This is a genomic window from Chloroflexota bacterium, assembly GCA_020161265.1.
Lineage (GTDB): Bacteria > Chloroflexota > Chloroflexia > Chloroflexales > Herpetosiphonaceae > Herpetosiphon.
Map to the genome: position 1 here is coordinate 54310 of JAIUOC010000004.1, position 19341 is coordinate 73650.

The 19341-nt window shown below is 51.1% G+C and carries 12 protein-coding genes; 8 read left to right on the forward strand and 4 right to left on the reverse strand.

Annotated features, from left to right (window positions below):
- The first annotated feature begins 239 nt into the window (after positions 1-239).
- The 4 genes from LCH85_10120 (at position 240) to LCH85_10135 (ending at position 9111) form a co-directional block, all read left to right on the forward strand.
- Entirely contained in the window at positions 240-2780 is a 2541-nt protein-coding gene (locus LCH85_10120; protein ID MCA0352339.1) for a glycoside hydrolase family 9 protein, read from the forward strand.
- Between the two features lie 226 nt (positions 2781-3006).
- Positions 3007-5502, forward strand: coding sequence for a cellulose binding domain-containing protein (locus LCH85_10125; GenBank protein MCA0352340.1), 2496 nt, complete (start codon positions 3007-3009; stop codon positions 5500-5502).
- 165 nt (positions 5503-5667) lie between these two features.
- The gene (locus LCH85_10130) at positions 5668-7491 is read left to right on the forward strand and encodes a cellulose binding domain-containing protein (GenBank protein ID MCA0352341.1); all 1824 of its coding nucleotides are present in this window, start codon (positions 5668-5670) and stop codon (positions 7489-7491) included.
- Positions 7492-7575: 84 nt separating this feature from the next.
- Positions 7576-9111: a glycoside hydrolase gene (locus LCH85_10135; protein ID MCA0352342.1), complete on the forward strand. Its 1536-nt coding sequence runs from the start codon at positions 7576-7578 to the stop codon at positions 9109-9111.
- A 52-nt stretch (positions 9112-9163) separates the two neighbouring features.
- On the opposite strand, the gene LCH85_10140 is transcribed toward LCH85_10135, so the two are convergent.
- Entirely contained in the window at positions 9164-9592 is a 429-nt protein-coding gene (locus LCH85_10140; GenBank protein ID MCA0352343.1) for a DUF5336 domain-containing protein, read from the reverse strand.
- A 112-nt stretch (positions 9593-9704) separates the two neighbouring features.
- Positions 9705-11546 carry a murein biosynthesis integral membrane protein MurJ gene (gene murJ / locus LCH85_10145; GenBank protein ID MCA0352344.1) on the reverse strand — a complete coding sequence of 614 codons (1842 nt, stop codon included), beginning with the start codon at positions 11544-11546 and terminating at the stop codon, positions 9705-9707.
- Between the two features lie 102 nt (positions 11547-11648).
- Between murJ and rpsT the strand changes: the two genes are divergently transcribed.
- Positions 11649-11936, forward strand: a complete 288-nt coding sequence (rpsT, locus tag LCH85_10150; protein ID MCA0352345.1) for a 30S ribosomal protein S20 — start codon at positions 11649-11651, stop codon at positions 11934-11936.
- Positions 11937-12153: 217 nt separating this feature from the next.
- Here rpsT and LCH85_10155 read toward each other — a convergent pair whose 3' ends face one another.
- Together LCH85_10155 and recG are read right to left on the reverse strand one after the other, a co-directional pair.
- Positions 12154-14265 carry an elongation factor G gene (locus LCH85_10155; protein ID MCA0352346.1) on the reverse strand — a complete coding sequence of 704 codons (2112 nt, stop codon included), beginning with the start codon at positions 14263-14265 and terminating at the stop codon, positions 12154-12156.
- Positions 14266-14692: 427 nt separating this feature from the next.
- A complete protein-coding gene (recG, locus tag LCH85_10160) occupies positions 14693-17170 on the reverse strand; it encodes an ATP-dependent DNA helicase RecG (protein ID MCA0352347.1) in 2478 nt (825 codons plus the stop codon).
- A gap of 308 nt (positions 17171-17478) precedes the next feature.
- On the opposite strand from recG, the gene LCH85_10165 reads away from it, so the two are divergent.
- The 3 genes from LCH85_10165 to LCH85_10175 all read left to right on the forward strand — a co-directional run bounded on the left by LCH85_10165 (position 17479) and on the right by LCH85_10175 (position 19182).
- A complete protein-coding gene (locus tag LCH85_10165; GenBank protein MCA0352348.1) occupies positions 17479-17706 on the forward strand; it encodes a hypothetical protein in 228 nt (75 codons plus the stop codon).
- 12 nt (positions 17707-17718) lie between these two features.
- Entirely contained in the window at positions 17719-17946 is a 228-nt protein-coding gene (locus tag LCH85_10170) for a hypothetical protein (GenBank protein MCA0352349.1), read from the forward strand.
- A 129-nt stretch (positions 17947-18075) separates the two neighbouring features.
- Entirely contained in the window at positions 18076-19182 is a 1107-nt protein-coding gene (locus LCH85_10175; protein ID MCA0352350.1) for an NADH-dependent flavin oxidoreductase, read from the forward strand.
- Positions 19183-19341 lie beyond the last annotated feature (159 nt).

The following is a 19341-nucleotide window of genomic DNA, read 5'->3' on the forward strand; positions in this document are numbered from 1 at the left end:
TTAGGATATTTTTACTTTCATAACAAACTGTGCTTGGGAGCGATCTCATTCCACTACTGCATTACTCTCCTCTCTCCTAGCCTCTCAGCAAGTGCTTGATCTCATGGCATTGGGAGCGGTCTCAATTCCAAATCAAGCCAACCTGACCGCAACCACAGTGAACCATGGCCGTCCTGATGTGCCAAGCAGCACACCAGCCAATGCAAACAAAATGCCTTCAATGCAGGAAGGAGTATCCAATGATGAGTACACCGCTCGAACGTTCGAGCCAACGCTGGCGGATTCTCGCCGGATTCGTTGCTTGTTTGCTGATTGCAGGGTTAATTATTAGCCCAACCACCCCCACCAAAGCCGCCGAGCCACTCTATCGCTATGGCGAGGCGCTGCAAAAGTCCTTTTTCTTCTACGAAGCGCAACAAGCTGGGCCAAAACCAAGCTGGAATCGCGTTTCATGGCGTGGCGATTCGGTGCTCACCGATGGCGCTGATGTTGGTCTCAATCTCAGCGGCGGCTGGTTCGACGCAGGCGATCACGTCAAATTCGGCTTTCCAATGGCGGCTTCGGCCACAATGCTGGCTTGGGGCGCGGTCGAATATCGCGATGCCTATGCCCAAAGCGGCCAACTCGACGAATTGCTGAATAATTTGCGCTTCGTCAACAACTACTTTATCAATGCCCATCCCTCGCCAAATGTGCTCTACGGCCAAGTTGGCAATGGTGGCAAAGACCACGCCTTCTGGGGACCAGCCGAAATTATTCACCTCGATGACCAAGCTGGCCCACGCCCATCGTACAAAATTGATGCAACCTGTGGTGGCTCCGATTTGGCAGGCGAAACCGCCGCTGCCATGGCCGCCTCGTCGATGGTCTTTCGGCCAACCGACCCTGCTTATGCCGACACCTTGCTAAGCCATGCACGCCAACTCTATAGCTTTGCCGACACGGTGCGCGGCAAATATAGCGACTGTATCACCGATGCTACCTCGTTCTACAACTCGTGGAGCGGCTACAATGATGAGTTAGTTTGGGGCGCAATTTGGCTCTATCGCGCTACGGGCGAAGCCAGCTACCTGAGCAAGGCCGAGCAATATTATGCCAATCTCAGCACCGAACCCCAAAGCACAATCAAATCGTATCGCTGGAGCATCGCATGGGATGATAAATCCTATGGCTGTTATTTGTTGCTAGCCAAATTGACCGGCAAACAACTATACAAAGACGATACCGAACGCTGGTTGGATTATTGGACGGTTGGTTATAATGGCCAACGCATCACCTATTCGCCAGGTGGACTAGCACAGTTGGATACTTGGGGAGCCTTGCGCTACTCGGCCAACACCTCATTTGCCGCCTTTGTCTACAGCGATTACATCACCGATGCCACCAAAAAAGCTCGCTACCACGACTTTGCGGTCAGCCAAATCAATTACATGCTGGGCAGCAACCCACGTAACAGTAGCTATGTCGTTGGCTTCGGCAATAATCCACCAGTCAACGTCCACCATCGCACCGCCCACGGCTCATGGACTGATTCATTGAGCAATCCAGTCAATCAACGCCATATTTTGTATGGGGCATTGGTTGGCGGGCCAGCCAAAGGTTCGGGCGATGCCTACACCGATAGCCGCAATGATTATGTGGCCAACGAAGTGGCGACCGACTACAATGCAGGTTTTACCAGCGCCTTGGCTCGGATGTATAGCGAATTTGGCGGCGCACCACTCGCCAGCTTCCCACCAATCGAAACACCCGAAGATGAATTTTTCGTGGAAGCCAAAGTCAATGCTTCAGGCCCACGCTTCATCGAAATTAGTGGCGTGTTGCACAACCAAAGTGCTTGGCCAGCCCGCAACAGCACCAAACTCAGCTATCGCTACTTTGTCGATTTGAGCGAAGTATTTGCTGCTGGCTATGGCTTGAGCGATGTTACGGTTAGCACAGCCTATACCCAAGGCTCAGGCGTTTCAGGCTTGAAGCAATGGGCTGGCACAATTTACTATGTCGAAATTGCCTTTGCTGGAGTCAATGTCTACCCAGGTGGTCAATCTGAATCACGCAAAGAAGTGCAATTCCGGCTTTCATTACCAACCAACACCAATGCCCAACAATGGGACAATGCCAATGACTGGTCGTTCAATGGCGTTGGCACCAGCACCGATCGGGTCAAAACCCGCCGGATTCCAGTCTATGACAATGGCGTGAAGGTCTTTGGCGATGAGCCAGGTGGCAGTAACGTAACTCCAACCGCAACCAGCTTGCCAACCAACACGGCTACGCCAACTGTGCGCCCAACCAATACCGCAACCCCAACTACGGGGCCAAGCGCAACCCCAACTATTCGCCCAACCAACACCGCAACCCCAACCGTTGGCCCAAGCGCAACCCCAACCATCCGCCCGACCAATACACCAACGGCCTTACCAACGAACACACCGCTGCCAACCAACACCCCAGTGGCTGGAGCATGCCAAGTCAAGTATCGCGTTCCCAACGATTGGGGCAGCGGCTTCCTTGGCGATGTCACAATCACTAACGGCGGCGCAGCGATCAATAGTTGGAATTTGACCTGGAGCTTCGCAGGCAGCCAACAAATCACCAACCTCTGGAGTGGGGTGGTGAGCCAAACTGGCCAAAACGTTAGCGTCAGCAACGCCGGCTGGAATGGGAGCCTTACCAGTGGTGGCTCAGTCAACTTTGGCTTCCAAGCAACCAACAACGGAACCAATAGCATTCCCGCAAGCTTCAGCCTGAATGGGTCAGCTTGTACGATTGTGCCATAACCAACGAATTAGCCAAGCCTCGGCAATGGTTAGATTGAACAATCCGCGCTGTTTGATCGAACCATTGCCCTGAATTCGCTGAACCAGTTGTATGGAAATAGATAGCTCTGCCGTCGATTGGGCAGAGGTTCGCTTCGTATTGTCTCTGAACTTTTCATTTACCCAAGGAGTATGTATGTCTCGGCACTATTACGCCCGAGGGGCGATGTTGTTAGCGCTGCTAACGATGATTGGTGGCCTGTTGACCACCCAGAATGCCAAGCCAACCGCCGCCGCCGCCAGTTGTGTGGTCACCTATCGCATTCCCAACGATTGGGGCAGTGGCTTCCTCGGCGATGTTAATATTCAAAATAATGGTGCAGCCATCAGTAGCTGGACGGTTGGCTGGAGTTTCGCTGGCAATCAGCAAATTACCAACCTCTGGAATGGGGTTGTAACCCAAACTGGCAATCAAGTAACCGTGCGTAATGCAGGCTGGAATGGCGCAATTGGCAGCGGCGGCGCAGTCAACTTTGGCTTCCAAGGAACCTACAGCGGCGCTAATGCCATCCCAACCGTATTTACATTAAATGGGGTGGTTTGTGGTGAAACGAATCCGAACCCAACCGCAACCACTCCACCAACTGCAACCACCCGCCCAACCAACACCGTAGTTGTGCCAACTAACACGGCGGTGCCGCCAACCAGCACGACGCGCCCAACCAACACAACCGTGCCACCAACTAACACGGCAGTGCCACCAACCGCGACCAACGGCCCAACCAGCACGCCACGGCCAACCAATACCCCAACGGTTGTACCACCAACCAGCACCCCAACCCAACCAGGCGATGATACCTACGATCAACGCTTCTTGGAAATGTATGCTGAGTTGAAGAACCCAGCTAATGGCTATTTCAGCCCCGAAGGTGTGCCCTACCACTCAATCGAAACCTTGATTGTTGAAGCTCCGGATTATGGCCACGAAACCACATCCGAAGCCTACAGCTATTGGTTGTGGCTCGAAGCCATGTACGGCGAAGCAACTGGCAACTGGCAACCATTGGCCGATGCTTGGCGCAACATGGAAATGTATATCATTCCAACCAGCCAAGATCAACCAAGCAGTGGTTCGTACAATGCCAATAGCCCAGCCACCTATGCAGGCGAATGGGAATTGCCCAGCCAATACCCATCACAATTACAAACTGGCGTTTCAGTTGGTCAAGACCCAATTGCCGCTGAATTACGCTCGGCTTATGGCACCAGCGATGTCTATGGCATGCACTGGTTGCTCGACGTTGATAACTGGTATGGCTATGGCCGCCGTGGCGATGGCACCAGCAAACCATCATATATCAACACCTTCCAACGTGGCGCTCAAGAATCAGTTTGGGAAACCGTGCCCCATCCATCGTGGGAAAGCTTCAATGATGGCGGCCCCTTCGGCTTCTTGAACTTGTTCACTGGCGATGCTAGCTATGCCCGCCAATGGCGCTACACCAACGCTCCCGATGCTGATGCCCGTGCCATCCAAGCGATCTACTGGGCCAAGATCTGGGCTGACGAACAAGGTGGTTCGCCAATCGTCAATGGTTTGGTAACCAAGGCCGCCAAGATGGGCGACTACTTGCGCTACGCCTTCTTCGATAAGTACTTCAAGCAAATTGGCTGTACTTCAACCTCGTGCCCAGCTGGATCAGGCTACAACAGCGCTCACTATCTGTTGTCGTGGTACTACGCTTGGGGTGGCTCAATTGGTAATGGCGGCGGCTGGGCATGGCGCATCGGCAGCAGCCACAATCACTTTGGCTACCAAAACCCAATGGCAGCCTGGATTTTGGCCAGCCAACCAGCCTTCAAACCAGCTTCAACCAACGGCGCTCGCGACTGGAACACCAGCTTGACCCGCCAAATCGAGTTCTACACTTGGTTGCAATCGAGCGAAGGTGCCATCGCTGGTGGTGCTACCAACAGCTGGAATGGCCGCTACGAAGCAGCCCCAGCCGGAACCAGCACCTTCTACAATATGGCCTACGACGAAAAACCAGTCTACCACGATCCGGCTAGCAACACTTGGTTTGGTTTCCAAGCTTGGTCGATGGAACGGGTCGCTGAATATTACTACGCTTCAGGCGATGTCAAAGCCAAGAACGTGCTCGACAAGTGGGTAACCTGGGCTTTGGCCAACACCACCTTGACCAGCAATGGCAGCTATGAAATTCCATCAACCTTGGCTTGGAGCGGTCAACCAGCTACATGGAACGCCAGCAATCCAGCCGCTAACACCAACTTGCACGTCACGGTCGTCGATAAGACCCAAGACGTTGGTGTTGCCGCCGCCTATGCCAAGACCTTGATGTACTACAGCGCTGCAACCAAGCGCTATGGCACGCAACACGTCGCTTCACAAACTATGGCCAAAGAATTGATCGACCGCATGTGGTCAGAATATCGCGACGATAAGGGTGTTGCTAACCCCGAAACCCGCAAAGACTACAACCGCTTCGACGATGCAGTTTATGTGCCAAACGGCTGGACGGGCACCATGGCCAATGGTGATCCAATCAACAATTCATCAACCTTCTTGAGCATTCGCACCAAATACGAAGATGATCCAGCCTTCCCAGCAGTGCAAGCCTACCTCAATGGTGGCCCTGCACCAACCTTCACTTACCACCGCTTCTGGGCTCAAGCCGATATCGCAATGGCCTACGCCGAATACGATCGCTTGTTCCAGTAAGCTCCCACGATGCTCGCTAGCGCCGGCTGGCGAGCATCGCTTAATAAATATTAACTTAGGACTTTTAGGCTATCCATTAAATATCTTAATAAATAGTAGACTGAGGGCGGCAGTAATTGATTGCCTGCCCTCTTTTTTCTCAATTGTTCTTTTGGAGGTTGTTTAATGTTAAAGCATCGCAAAATGTTGCTGATAGTAGCGTTACTCACGCTACTGACCGTGCCATGGTGGCAATCCAAAGCCGCCCAAGGCAATAGCGTTAGTCCATTATTGTTCCCATACAATCAAGCTTCGGGTATTAGCTACAATGTGACCGATCTCACGCAGGCTTGGAACGAGTGGAAAAGCAACATGATCACCGCCAATAATGCTGGCGGCGGTAATCGGCTACGGGTGATGGGTGGAGTCGATAGCTCATCAACCGTCTCCGAAGGCCAAGGCTATGGCATTTTGTTTGCCTCGCTATTCGACGACCAAACCACCCTCGATGGCTTGTGGCTGTTCACCCGCGATCACCTTGATCCCAACGGTTTGATGCACTGGCACATTGGCAATCCTGGCCAATTGCGCGGCAGCTACGCCGCTACCGATGGCGATGAAGATATTGCCCTCGGCCTGGTCAATGCTTGTACCAAAGTGCGCAAGGGTGTTTGGCCAAATAGCAGCAATGGCTTAGATTATTGTAGCCTTGCCACTACCATGATCAACAATATTTACACCTATGAAGTTGATCACCCAGGCTCATCGCCAGTCGCTGGCTTGCCTAGCAACCCAGGCAACGAATTATTGCCCGGCGATGGTTGGAATTTGGCCCGCGATTATCCCGAAGGTATCGTCAATCTCTCGTATTTCTCGCCTGGCTATTTCACCGTGTTTGGTAAATTCACGGGCAAGACCAGCGAATGGGAAGCCGTCAACACTCGCAATTATGAAATTACTAACCTTGCTCAATCGCGGGCTGGCAACTGCTCCAAACTCGTGCCCAACTGGAACCAATATGATGGTGATGCCCAGTTAGTTTCATGGCAGCCCGAGGAATATGCTTGGTGGAGCTATGACGCAGCTCGCTTTGCATGGCGCGTCGCCGTCGATAAGGCGTGGTACAACACCGCCAGCTCACGCGAAACCATGAACGAAGTTGGTGGTTTCTTCAGCAGCGTGGGCATCGAAAATGTGCAGGCTCGCTATCGCATGAACGGCACATCAGTTGATAATTATCGTGGTGTGTTCTTCGTGGCCAATGCTGCTGCCGCAATTTGGGCCGCTCCTGCAGCGCAAGCTGTCAATTGTGGCGCGGCAACGGGCACGCTCAAAACTAGCCCGCAACAAGCCTATAACATGGTGTTGACGACCAAAGATTCGCCAAATTCATATTATGTCAATGCTTGGCGTTTGATGAGCATGTTGTTGTTGACTGGCAATTTCCCCAATATTTATGAGTTGGCCAACGGTGTTACGCCAACCAACACAACCGTGCCACCAACCAGCACCCCACGGCCAACCAACACAACCGTGCCACCAACCAGCACAACCGTACCGCCAACCAGCACCCCACGGCCAACTAATACCCCTGTCACAATCACACCAATTTTGACCCCAATTCCAACGCTAACACCGATTCCAACCACTGTTCCGACCAGCGTGCCACCAACCAATACGCCAGTTCCAGGCGCATGCCAAATTACCTACACCATCAGCAACGATTGGGGTAGTGGTTTTACCGCTGATGTCAGCATTCGCAATAACGGCGCAGCAATCAACAACTGGAATGTGCGCTGGAATTTCGCTGGCAATCAACAAATTAGCAATCTTTGGAATGGCGTTGTGAGCCAAACTGGTCAAGCAGTCAGCGTCAACAACGCCGGCTGGAATGGCTATATTGGCAGCGGCGGTACTGCTAGCTTTGGCTTCCAAGCCAGCTACAATGGCAGCAACCCCAAACCAACCAGCTTTAGCCTGAATGGCACAGCTTGTAGCGTTGCGCCATAGGATTGTTGATATACTAGCCGTCGGTTTATTGCAAGGATGCAGTTTTGTACTGCATCCTTGTTTTTGTGTGTAGGAGCAACCTCGATGAAGCAAGCATTGCACTCACGTTGGCTTATTTTGGTTCTATTAGTTGGTCTTGGGTTTACAATTCCTCACGAGCAGTCAGCCAATGCCAATCCGCAAGCATTTAGCTTTCCCTATAATCAAGCTTCGGGCATTAACTACAATGTGACCGATCTCACTCAAGCTTGGAATGAATGGAAAAGCGCCCAAATTACCAGCAACAACGCTGGCGGTGGCGGACGTTTGCGGGTACTCGGCGGAGTTAGCAATAGCACCACTGTTTCCGAGGGCCAAGGCTATGGCTTGCTCTTCGCCTCATTATTCGACGATCAAACCACCTTCGACGGCTTATGGCTGTTTACTCGTGATTATTTTACCAGCCGCGGCCTGATGCATTGGCACATTGGTAATCCAGGCCAAATTAATGGTAGCGGCGCAGCGACCGATGGCGATGAAGATATTGCTATGGGCCTAGTCAATGCCTGTATCAAAGTGCAACAAGGAGTTTGGCCCGCTAGCAGCAATGGCCTGAATTATTGCACGCTTGCCAGCACCATGATCAACAATATTTATACCTATGAAGTTGATCATGCTGGCAGCAACCCACCCGCCGGCTTGCCCAATAACGAAGGCAACGAACTACTGCCAGGTGATTCATGGTCAACCGCGACTGAATATACTCAAGGTATTGTTAATCTTTCTTATTTCTCGCCTGGCTATAGCACAGTCTTTGGCAAATTCACCAACAAAAATACTGAATGGGCCGCCGTCAACACCCGCAACTATGCCATCACCAACTTGGTACAAGCCAAAGCAGGTAATTGCTCGAAACTTGTGCCCAATTGGAATCAATATGATGGCGATGTGCAATATGTGTCGTGGCAACCGGAAGAATCGGCTTGGTGGAGCTACGATGCGGCGCGGTTTGCATGGCGCATCGCGATCGACAAGGCCTGGTACAACACCAGCAACTCACGCGAAACCATGAACGAAATTGGTGGTTTTTTCAGCAGCGTGGGCATTGACAACCTGCAAGCTCGCTATCGGCTTGATGGCACATCGGTTGATAATTATCGTGGCGTATTCTTCGTCGCCAACGCAGCGGCGGCAATTTGGGCAGCTCCGACTCCGCAAGCGGTCAATTGTGGTGCAGCAACTGCCAGCCTCAAAACCACGCCGCAACAAGCCTACAACGCTGTGCTCGCCACCAAAGATACACCCAACAGCTATTATCCCAACGCATGGCGCTTGTTGAGTATGTTGCTACTCACGGGCAATTTTCCCAATTTATATGAAATGGCCCAAAGTGGCACTGGCGGCACGGCAACCCCGACCATCACACCAACGATTACGCGCATCCCAACCGCGACTGTAACGCGGACTGCAACCGCAACGCCAAGCAACACGCCAACCCGCACCCCAACTGGCACACCAGCCACCATCACGGTAACTCCCAGTCGCACCCCAACCGCGACAATAACCCCCAGCCGTACACCAACAGTTGTGCCAAACCTCAATTTCCGAATGTATCTACCATTTGCCAAATCGAATAGTTAAATACAAAACGGCGGCAGTTAGGTGGAACTGCCGCCGCTCTCCGAAATGCTATTTAGGCAAGTTTGGGCTTGCGAGCTACAAATACGATACTCGTAACAAATAATACAATACTAGCTATCAAAATGAACCAAAAACCAATGCCAATACCAACTCCGTCTCTTTCCGATAATCCTGCGCTTAATAACCCATGAAATCCAGCAACGACAAGACTAATGATAATTGCAAACACTCCAAATATTTTTTTACCAGTTAAGCTTGCTATTGACAATAAACTAACCAAACCAACAGTAATTGCAGTAATAACGAAGATTGTTTTGCCATCTGCTTCGATTGTGCCGCGAACATCGCCACTAGCAATCTGTAGCAGACTATAGGTCAGGGTATCATCAGTAGTATTTTTAACATAGGGCAAAAATATACTAACTAACATCAACACACCCAAAACTGCCATTACAATCGTTGAAATCCGTCGATTAGCCATGATTACGTTCCTCCATAGATATTTATCTGTTGATGTAGGCACTATAATTGGCGAATGTGTCAATTTCTGTCACCGATTGAGCAATTAGGGTGTGAATTAGGTCACAGCTGATTTAGCGGCGTTTCAAACGACCCAAAATCCGTTGTTGCCAAACTGCGGCTTCGGGCGCACCCAAAACACTTGAGCAAGCAAAATAAACTGCGATTGCCAGTAAGCCATTGAAAACCAACGAGCCAAGCAAACGCCATAAACTCTGAGCTTGCGGCGCAATTTGCAGCCAAGCATCTAGGTTAAATAATTGCAACTGCCAGCCTAAGCCCAAGCCTGCCAACGTAGCCAGTGCTAAGCCCAACCAAATCGGCGCTTGACCAGCCTGCGGCCAGCGCTGCCGCCCCCAACGCCGCCAAGCATAATCCAGCAGTAGCAGGCCAACAATCAGCAAGGTATAGACTGGCGCTTGCAACACCAACACCATCGCCAACGAACTCACCAAGGTAATTAGCAAGGAGCGGCGTAGTTGACCAGTCGCATCGAGATTGCCATTACGTCGCCGCCACATCACCAGCAGTAGCAATAATTCGAGGTTGTTGGTGATACTAAATGCTCCAGCCAAGCCAATATGGCTGGTGCTAGATTGAGCGAGTAGCCAACATAGCCCAATATTCAGCACCACGGTCACGACTCCAATCACCACTGGAATTGTAGTTTCTTGGCGGGCATAAAAGCCACGAATCAGAATTTCGGCAGCACCAAAGGCCGGCAAGGCCGTGGCATACATCATCAAGGCCTGCACCACCCACAAGGTCGATTGGCTATCGAAGTTGCCGCGTTGAAACAGCACCTGCACAATCGGCGTGGCCAGCATGATCAAGCCAGCAGCAGCAGGAATAATTGCCCATAAGACTGTGCCCAAAGTGTTGCGCGTCGTTTGATTAAAGCCCTCGTGATCGCCAGCAGCATCTAAACGACTGAGTTGTGGAAACATCACGGTGGCCAAACTGAGGGCAAAAATTCCATGCGGCAGTAACATTAAGGTCAGGGCATTGCTCAACGCTGTGGCGCGGCCATCACCAAATAATTTAGCAAAACTAAAAATCGCAATTGTGTTGATTTGCATCGCTGCTTGGCCAAACACTCGTGGCCCCATCAGCAGGCCAATGCGACGCAAGGCGGCATCGCGCCAGTTGAACAGCACGCGATAGCGAAAACCTGAGCGATAGAGCACTGGCAATTGACAAACTAAATAGAGCAATGCCCCCAACACCACGCCCCAGGCGGCTCCTTCGATTGAAACTGGTTGACCATTATGCTCAACCACGCTGATCGGGTGCTGCACCCAACCAAAGCGCACCAGCAACGGCCCGATCAACACAATTCCGGCAATAATCGCCACGTTATAAATCACCGGAACCAAGGCTGGCAGGGTGAAATGATCAAGCGCATTCAACGTCGCCATGGCCAAACCACCCAAACCGAGCAACAGCGGCGAAAGCATAAACAAGCGCACCAAATAAATCGCCAAGCCCAGTTGTTCAGGCGTATAAGTTGGGTTGAGCCAACGCAGCAGCGGGTCGGCCAGCAACAAAATTGCCAACGATACAATACTCAGCACCGTTAATGCGGCATTGATCACCAAATTTGCCACTTGCCAAGCGCGTTCATGGGTTTCCTTCGTATAGGCTTCGATAAAAATTGGAATAAAGGCCGTGCCCAAAGCTCCACCAATAATCACCAAATACAACAAATCGGGAATTTGAAAGGCTGTGGTATAGATATCGCTAACGATATTTGTGCCAAAATAGCTTGATAAGACCGTTTGACGCACAATGCCAATCACACGGCTTAATAAATAGCCCAACATCACAATTGCGCTATTTAGCACTGCGCTCATCGATCGTTTACGTAATGGGCTTGGGGTTGGCGCGGGAGTCGTCGATAAGGACTCGTTGCTCATTTTGATTCTTTCTGGTATAATCCATCGTCGCGAAACCAAATTAGCCGCAGGCTGCGTGGCCTCGGCGTTTTCTTATGATACCAAACCTTCGAGGAGGTCACGTTGGCTAATACAGCTTCCGCCCGCAAACGTATTCGGACAAATGCTCGCCGCCATAACCGCAACGTCATGGTGCGCTCAGCACTCAAAACCTTGGTCAAAAAATCAGCCCAAAGCGTCAATGCTAAAAACGAAGCTAGCAAAGAATCATTGGCAGCAGCGTTGAAGGCGCTTGATCAAGCAGCCGCTAAAGGCATCATTCACAAAAACCAAGCTGCCCGCCGTAAATCACGGTTGGTTCGCCGCTTTAACATTGCTAACGGCATCGGCACTCGCACCACTGTGCAATAAGCTCCGCCATTTTTAGCAATTCTCTGCAACGAAAGCCCTATTTTGGGCTTTTTTGCGTTAATCTGGGGATCAGTTGTTGGGGGTTGGGGGCTAGTTTTAACCACGAAGGACACGAAGGACACGAAGGACACGAAGCAGTAGCCTGCCTTCGTGCTCTTCGTGTCCTTCGTGGATCAGTATTTCATCCCTCATCCTTCATCATTCATCCTTCGCGATCCTACTCATCATCGTCGTGTTGCTGTTTGGAGTTGGCGATGATCGTTTGAGCAACGCTATGTGGCACATCATCATAATGATCAAGCCACATCACAAAATCGCCACGGCCTTGGGTAATTGAGCGCAAATCGGTGGCGTAGCGCTGGCATTCAGCTAATGGCACATGGGCTGTGATCAAGGTGCGACTATGGCCGATTTGCTCCATCCCTTGGACGCGCCCACGTTTGTTGCCATTCAAATCGCTCAGAATATCGCCAACATATTCATCGGGCACATTGATTTTCAAGGCATAAATTGGCTCGATAATAACTGGGTTGGCTTTACGCGCGGCCTCGCGGAAGGCAAATTTACCTGCCGTTTTGAAGGCAATTTCTTTGCTATCGACCGGATGTTCCTTGCCATCGTAAATCGCTGCTTTCACGTCGATCACTGGATGCCCAGACAGCACGCCCAAGGCCATCGATTCACGGATACCCTTTTCAATTGCTGGCCAGAACGACCGTGAAACCACGCCACCCACAATTTCACTGACAAATTCCAATGGATCAGCGCGATTCGGGTCAGTTGGCAATGGTTCAAGCCGCAGCGAAATTTCGGCAAATTGGCCAGCGCCGCCAGTTTGTTTTTTGTGGCGATAGGTGGCCGTAGCTGTGCTGCTGATGCGTTCGCGATAGGGCACGCTGGGTATTGCCAAATCAAAATGCACATCGAATTTGCGTTTGACTCGTTCGGCCACAAAATTTAGGTGGGTTTCGCTCAAACCAGCCAGCAAGGTTTCGCCAGTTTGGATGTCGCGTCCGAGGTGCAAGGTAGGGTCTTCTTCGACGATCCGATGCAAGGCATTGCCCAACTTGTCGAGATCGTTTTTGGAGTGGGGCGTAACTTTGGCAGTAAAAGCAGCTTCGGGGTAGCTGACGCTGCGCAAACGTAAGGGATTATCGGGGCCGTAGAGGGTGTCGCCGCTGAGCGTATCAGCGAGTTTGGCCACAGCTCCCAAATCGCCAGCGCTAACCGAGGAGACAGGCATTTGCTCCTTGCCGCGCATCTGAAAGAGCTGACCAATCCGCTCTTCGCGGCCTGTACGAGCATTACGCACCACCGAGTTGGAATGAATTTCGCCGCTAAACACGCGAAAGAAACTCAAGCGCCCAACATATTGGTCAACCAAGGTTTTGAACACTAGAGCGCTGAGTGGTTCATCAGCTTTGCCTTCAAGGAAATAATCGTCATCGTTGCGCAAATCATGGGCGGTCGTCAAGCGATTGGCCGCCGAAGGAATCGCATCGAGAATCCCATCGAGCAACTGGGGAATGCCTGAAAGCGTGGTGGCCGAGCCAATAAACAGCGGCATAATCGTATGCGCATTGATCGCCGCCTGGAAGCCTTGGCGAATTTCCTCGGCACTCAGGGCATCGGCTCCGCCTTCCAAATACTCTTCGATCAGGTGGTCGTTGGTCATGGCGATTTTTTCGATCAAGCCATCGGCCATTTGCAGCGCTTCTTGGCGAATTTCGGCGGGAATTTCGGCAATTTCGTAAGCGCCATCTTTGCCATTATGATGCAGCCATGCTTTGCGTTTGCGCAGCGACACGATACCCTTGAAATTGGCTCCGCTGCCGATTGGCATATGCACCGGCGTGATTGCCTCGCTCAACAGCCCCTTGGCTTGTTCGACAGTACGTTGAAAGTTGGCATTTTCGCGATCAAGCTTGTTAATAAAAACGACCCGTGGGATATTCGCCTCACGAGCCATTTGCCAAAGCAATTCTGCGCCAACTTCCACCCCGCCAGCCGCATCGAGCACCAGCACCATCCCATCGATCACACGGAGCGCGGCAGCGGCTTCACCCCGAAAATCGGCATAGCCAGGCACATCGATAAAATTGAACTTGTTACCATTCCATTCGATCGGAATCACCGAGAGGTTAATTGAGGCATGGCGCTTGACTTCATCGGGGTCGTAATCGCTAACCGTCGAGCCATCTTCGACGCGACCCATCCGTGGGAGAGCTTTGCTGGCGAAAAGTAGTGCTTCAGCGAGGGTAGTTTTGCCAGCACCGCCATGGCCAAAGAGGCCAATTGTGTGGATACGATCCGGACCGTACTCTTTCATAGAGACTCCTCCTTTGGAGTTACTTGAAACGACGACGGAATCAATGTGAGGTTGATTGTTTGTCGATTATAGCGCCGTCGTGACCGAACGGCAAGCCTAGCTAATCGCTGTGCTCAAATGAGCTAAACAATCGAAACCCTCTTGATGTTGATTTAGGCTTTGAGCATACCACTTCCCAAAGTGGCAGAACGTTGCAGTTTCGCTACCGTTGGATACAAAGTAAAAATTTTTTAGGGCAAAGTGAGAATGGGTTTGTTATTGAGGGAAAATAAAAAAGGTTCTAAAACCACAAACGGCTCGCATAATGGAGCCGCTTGTGGGAGAGAAGAGAGAGGAGAAGGTTTGAACATATAGTACCGCAGTAATCACTCTCTGTCAAGAGGGTTTTTCGTGTTTTAGTCAAGCAATGTTGCGAATTCGTCACAACCTAGTTGCTTTGGGTTTCCATACCCGCCCAAAAAGCTTGTAATTTTTCACGAATTTTGGCATGCTCAGGCAATTCCAATTCAGGATCAAGCTTCAATATTCGTTCAGCCTCAATCCGTGCCGCATGCAGCAAGCGCGTATCGGTCAACTGGGCAACTTTAAGATCAGGCGTGCCGCTCTGGCGAATGCCAAAAAACTCACCTGGCCCACGCAATTCAAGGTCAATTTCAGCTAAGCGAAAGCCATCTTCGCTCTCTTCCATCGACGAAAGCCGGGCCACCGTAACATCGTTATCTTCTTTGTCGCTAACCAACACACAAAACGATTGATGGCTGCCCCGCCCAACCCGCCCGCGAAATTGGTGTAATTGGGCTAAACCAAAGCGCTCAGCACCTTCGATCATAATCGTCGTGGCATTAGGAATATCAATCCCCACTTCAACCACTGCCGTCGCCACCAAAATATCGAATTCGCGATCACGAAACTGGGCCATAATTGTGTCTTTTTCGCTCGAAGTCATGCGACCATGAATCAAGCCCACTTTGAGATCAGGGAAAATCTCGTGTTGTAAATGCTCTTGCTCAACAATCGCTGATTTTACATCTTCGAGTTTTTCGCTTTCCTCAACCAACGGACAAATCACGAAGGCTTGGCGACCAGCCGCAATCTCCTTGCGCATATGTTTGTAGGCTTTGTTGCGTTCGCCCGATGTGATCCATTTGGTGCGAATTGGCTGGCGACCTGGCGGGCGTTCGTCGATCACCGAAACATCAAGATCGCCATAAATCGTCAAGGCCAACGAGCGCGGAATTGGCGTGGCAGTCATCACCAACAGATGTGGATTGAAGCCCTTGCGTTTGAGTGCCTCGCGTTGCTCAACTCCAAAGCGATGTTGCTCATCGACCACCGCCAAGCCCAGTGCCTGATAATCGACGTTAGCTTGAATCAATGCATGGGTTCCAATGATAATATCAACTTCGCCATCAGCGATCAGTTTGAGCGCTTCGCGACGTTGGCGAGCTTTGAGACTGCCCGTTAGCAGGGCAACCCGAATGCCACCTGGCTCTGGTTCTGGCTCGTCGGCCAGCATCAATAATTGCTTAATTTGGGCGAGGCGATTACGTTTTTCTTGATCAAGTTCATCGCGCCAATCACCGTTGCTGTTGGTTTCGCGGCCAGGAATTTTGACATTGGCGAGTAGTTTTTTCAGCCCGCGATAATGTTGCTCGGCCAAAATTTCGGTCGGAGCCATCATCGCCCCTTGAAAGCCCGCAGCAACTGCCTGCACCAATGCAGCCGCCGCCACCGCCGTTTTGCCCGAACCAACATCGCCCTGCACCAGCCGCGTCATGGGCACTGGTCGCTCCAGATCACGGCAAATTTCGTTAAACGTTCGGGTTTGGGCATTGGTCAAGGCAAAGGGTAAACTGCTCAGGTAGGCATCATGAATCGCTTGATTAAAAGCAATTGGCTGGCCTTGCACGCCTTGGTACAGCCGTTTGCGCTGTAATACGCCCAGCTGAATATACAAAAATTCATCAAAGCCCAAGCGTTGGCGGGCGCGTTGCACCATCGCCCAGCTATCAGGGAAATGAATTTGGCTGATGGCAACACCCAAGGGCAATAATCCAGCTCGTTCACGTAGTTCAATCGGCAATGGGTCGGTCAAGGTTGGGGTCACTGCATCAACAACCCGTTTAATCACTTGACGGGCATTGCGATCTTGCAGGCCTTTAGTGAGGGGATGGACAGGCACAAGTCGGCCAGTATGCACCAAATCGTCCTCAACAAATGGCTCCCACTGGGGATTGCTCATCGATTTCAGTTCGCGGAACATACTAACTTTGCCACTGAGCACAATCCGCATGCCCTCACGAAATTGCTTGGCCATCCACGTACCACGAAACCACGAAGCCTTGAGCACGCCTGTATCGTCGCCGACGGTAATTTCCACACCTTGACGGCCTTTGGCATTGAAACTTTTGATCGCATCGACGGTTACAATCACCGTATCGGTTTCGCCCACCACCAAATCACAAATCTGCTTGCGTTTGCTAAAATCGTCGTAGCGATGCGGCACGTGATAAAGCAAATCTTCGAGCGTATGCACATCAAGTTTGGCGAATGAACGGGCGGTGCTTGGCCCAATGCCTTGCAAAGTTTTCAGCAAGGTATCGATTGGCGGTACAGCACCCACGGGTTCAGCCGGAGCTTTGGGCTGTTTGCGAAATAAATTGCGTAGCCGATCAAGTGCAACGCTCAAGCGAGCCTCACGTTCGGCATGGCTCAAATCGGAGTAGCCATCGAGTGCATCAAGCACGCCCTGCACAACTGGTTCGTGCAAGGCTTGGGGATGTTGGGCCTGCCATTCACGCAGAAATAGGCTGATACCGTGGTCGGTTGCAGTATCGTCGCAGCCCGCCTTTTCTTCGGCGGCCAAGGTTTTGCCAAGTTCAATAATATGCTGATTTGCTTGCATAGCCATCAAAATCTAGATTCGCTCAATTGTGCGTTTATTGTAACAGAAAAGGGGATCGGGGATTGGTTGTTGGGGGTCGGACAGTCCATAATTCAAACTCACTGAGCGTTATCAGCATTTTTGGCTGATTGAAGTGCAAATTAATTGACATAGCACATCCGTTCGTGTATACTCGAAGCACAAATTCTCCAAGTTGCTGCTTGTAATCCACGGTGCGCACCATTGCTTGAAAGCTTGATTCTGGGCTTTTACCAGCCACGATGCTTGGAGCATTGCAACGATTGAGTACAACACGAAGGGTAACCGAGATGCAGATTGAGCCAATTCAATTAACCCACAAACGCCATAATTATTTGCCGATGGCCTTTTTATGGCGTGGTATCAGCCATCAGGTCGCCAAGATCGAGCGAGTTTGGAGCAAAGAGGCGCGTTGGGCCCGACCACCACGCCACTATTTTCGGGTGCGTTGCACCAACAATCAAGTTTACAATATTTTCCAAGATGTGCGCTTAAATGCGTGGTGCGTTGAACGCTAGAGGAGGCCGACCGTGTATTTAGCTTGGTTTGATGATCATCCGCGTAAAGAATTACGCTTCAAAATTGCCGAAGCGATTTTCGCTTATGAAGATCGTTTCGGCGAACGCCCAAATGTCGTGCTGGTCAATGCTACCCAGATTTTCAACGAAGATGTTGAAGGTGTGCGGGTAGTTTCACGGCCTTATGTTCGCAAAGATAACTTTTGGGTTGGCATCGAAGGCATCGTTGCTAGCTCATAATCGATCAGCTCTTCTGTAAGATTTGTGTTAATTCTCCTCTAGCCTGCCCGTTTTCAAAATCGACTTGTGGCACAATATATTGGGATACGCATATCTGCGTAATTCAATATATTGTGCCACGAGGAATTTATGTCATTGTTCGAGCCATATACGCTGCCGGTTAGCGGTGTTACCCTGCCCAATCGCCTCGTTCTCGCCCCCATGACCACCTATTCAGGCACGCCTGAAGGCCAAATTAGTCCAGGTGAAGTGGCGTTATTGCAACGCCGTGCCGCTGGCGGCTTTGGAACCGTTATCACTGCCGCTTGCTATGTTGATCGGGCTGGTCAAGCCTTTATCAATCAATGGGGCTGCGATAATGATGATAAACTCGATTCATTACGTCAAGCAGCTAGCGCGATCAAGGCCGAAGGGGCAATTGCTATTCTGCAAATTCACGATGGCGGACGCATGGCTGATCCCAAGGTGTTAATCGAGCCAGCGCCACGCTCAGCCTCAGCCGTTGCCGCCGAACGCCAAGGCTACCTTGAACCCCGCGCAATGAGTGCTGCTGAAGTTGAAAAAAGCATCGCCGATTTTGCCGCTGCGGCCAAACGTGCAGCAGTCGCTGGCTTCGATGGTGTTGAAATCCATGGGGCAAACACCTATTTGATTCAGCAATTTTTCTCGCCACACTCCAACCGCCGTGACGACGAGTGGGGTGGCGATTTGGAACGGCGCTTGCGCTATCCAATTACTTTAGCCAAAGCTGTGCGCGAAGCCGTTGGCGATGCATTCATCGTGGGCTATCGCTTCTCGCCAGAAGAGATCGAAAATCCAGGCATTACGATTGAAGATACTTTGGTTTTGGTGGATCGTTTGGCCGATTGCCGTTTGGATTATTTGCATATTTCGTTGGGCAATTATGCCGCTGGCTCCATGCGCAACCCCGAATCAACTCAACGGCTCAGCCCTTTGGTAATTGAAAAATTAGCTGGGCGAGTGCCATTGATGGCAGTTGGTGGGATCGAAACGCCTGAACAAGCCGAATTGCCATTAAGCGATGGCGCTGAATTGGTTGCCCTTGGCCGAGTAGCATTGTGGGAGCCAGATTGGCCCAATAAAGTTAAAGCTGGTCGCAGCGATTTGCGCCAAGCCTTGCCTGCCAAAGATGGTGATGTGATTTGTAGTTTGCCCAAGCCGTTGTATGACGTTTTAGTCCAACGCGCTGGCTGGGTCAAAGTCGCCGCCGAGTAGCTGCTAAAATTTAACGCAGAGGCGCAGAGACAGCCTTTAGAGAACTTTTTTGATCAGCCACAGTTTTGTTTTCATTGCAAATATTATTCAGATCAAATGAGTACTTTGCTTCTCTGTGCCTCTGCGTTAAAGCCTAATCCCCTTTTGTTCTGCTCCCTG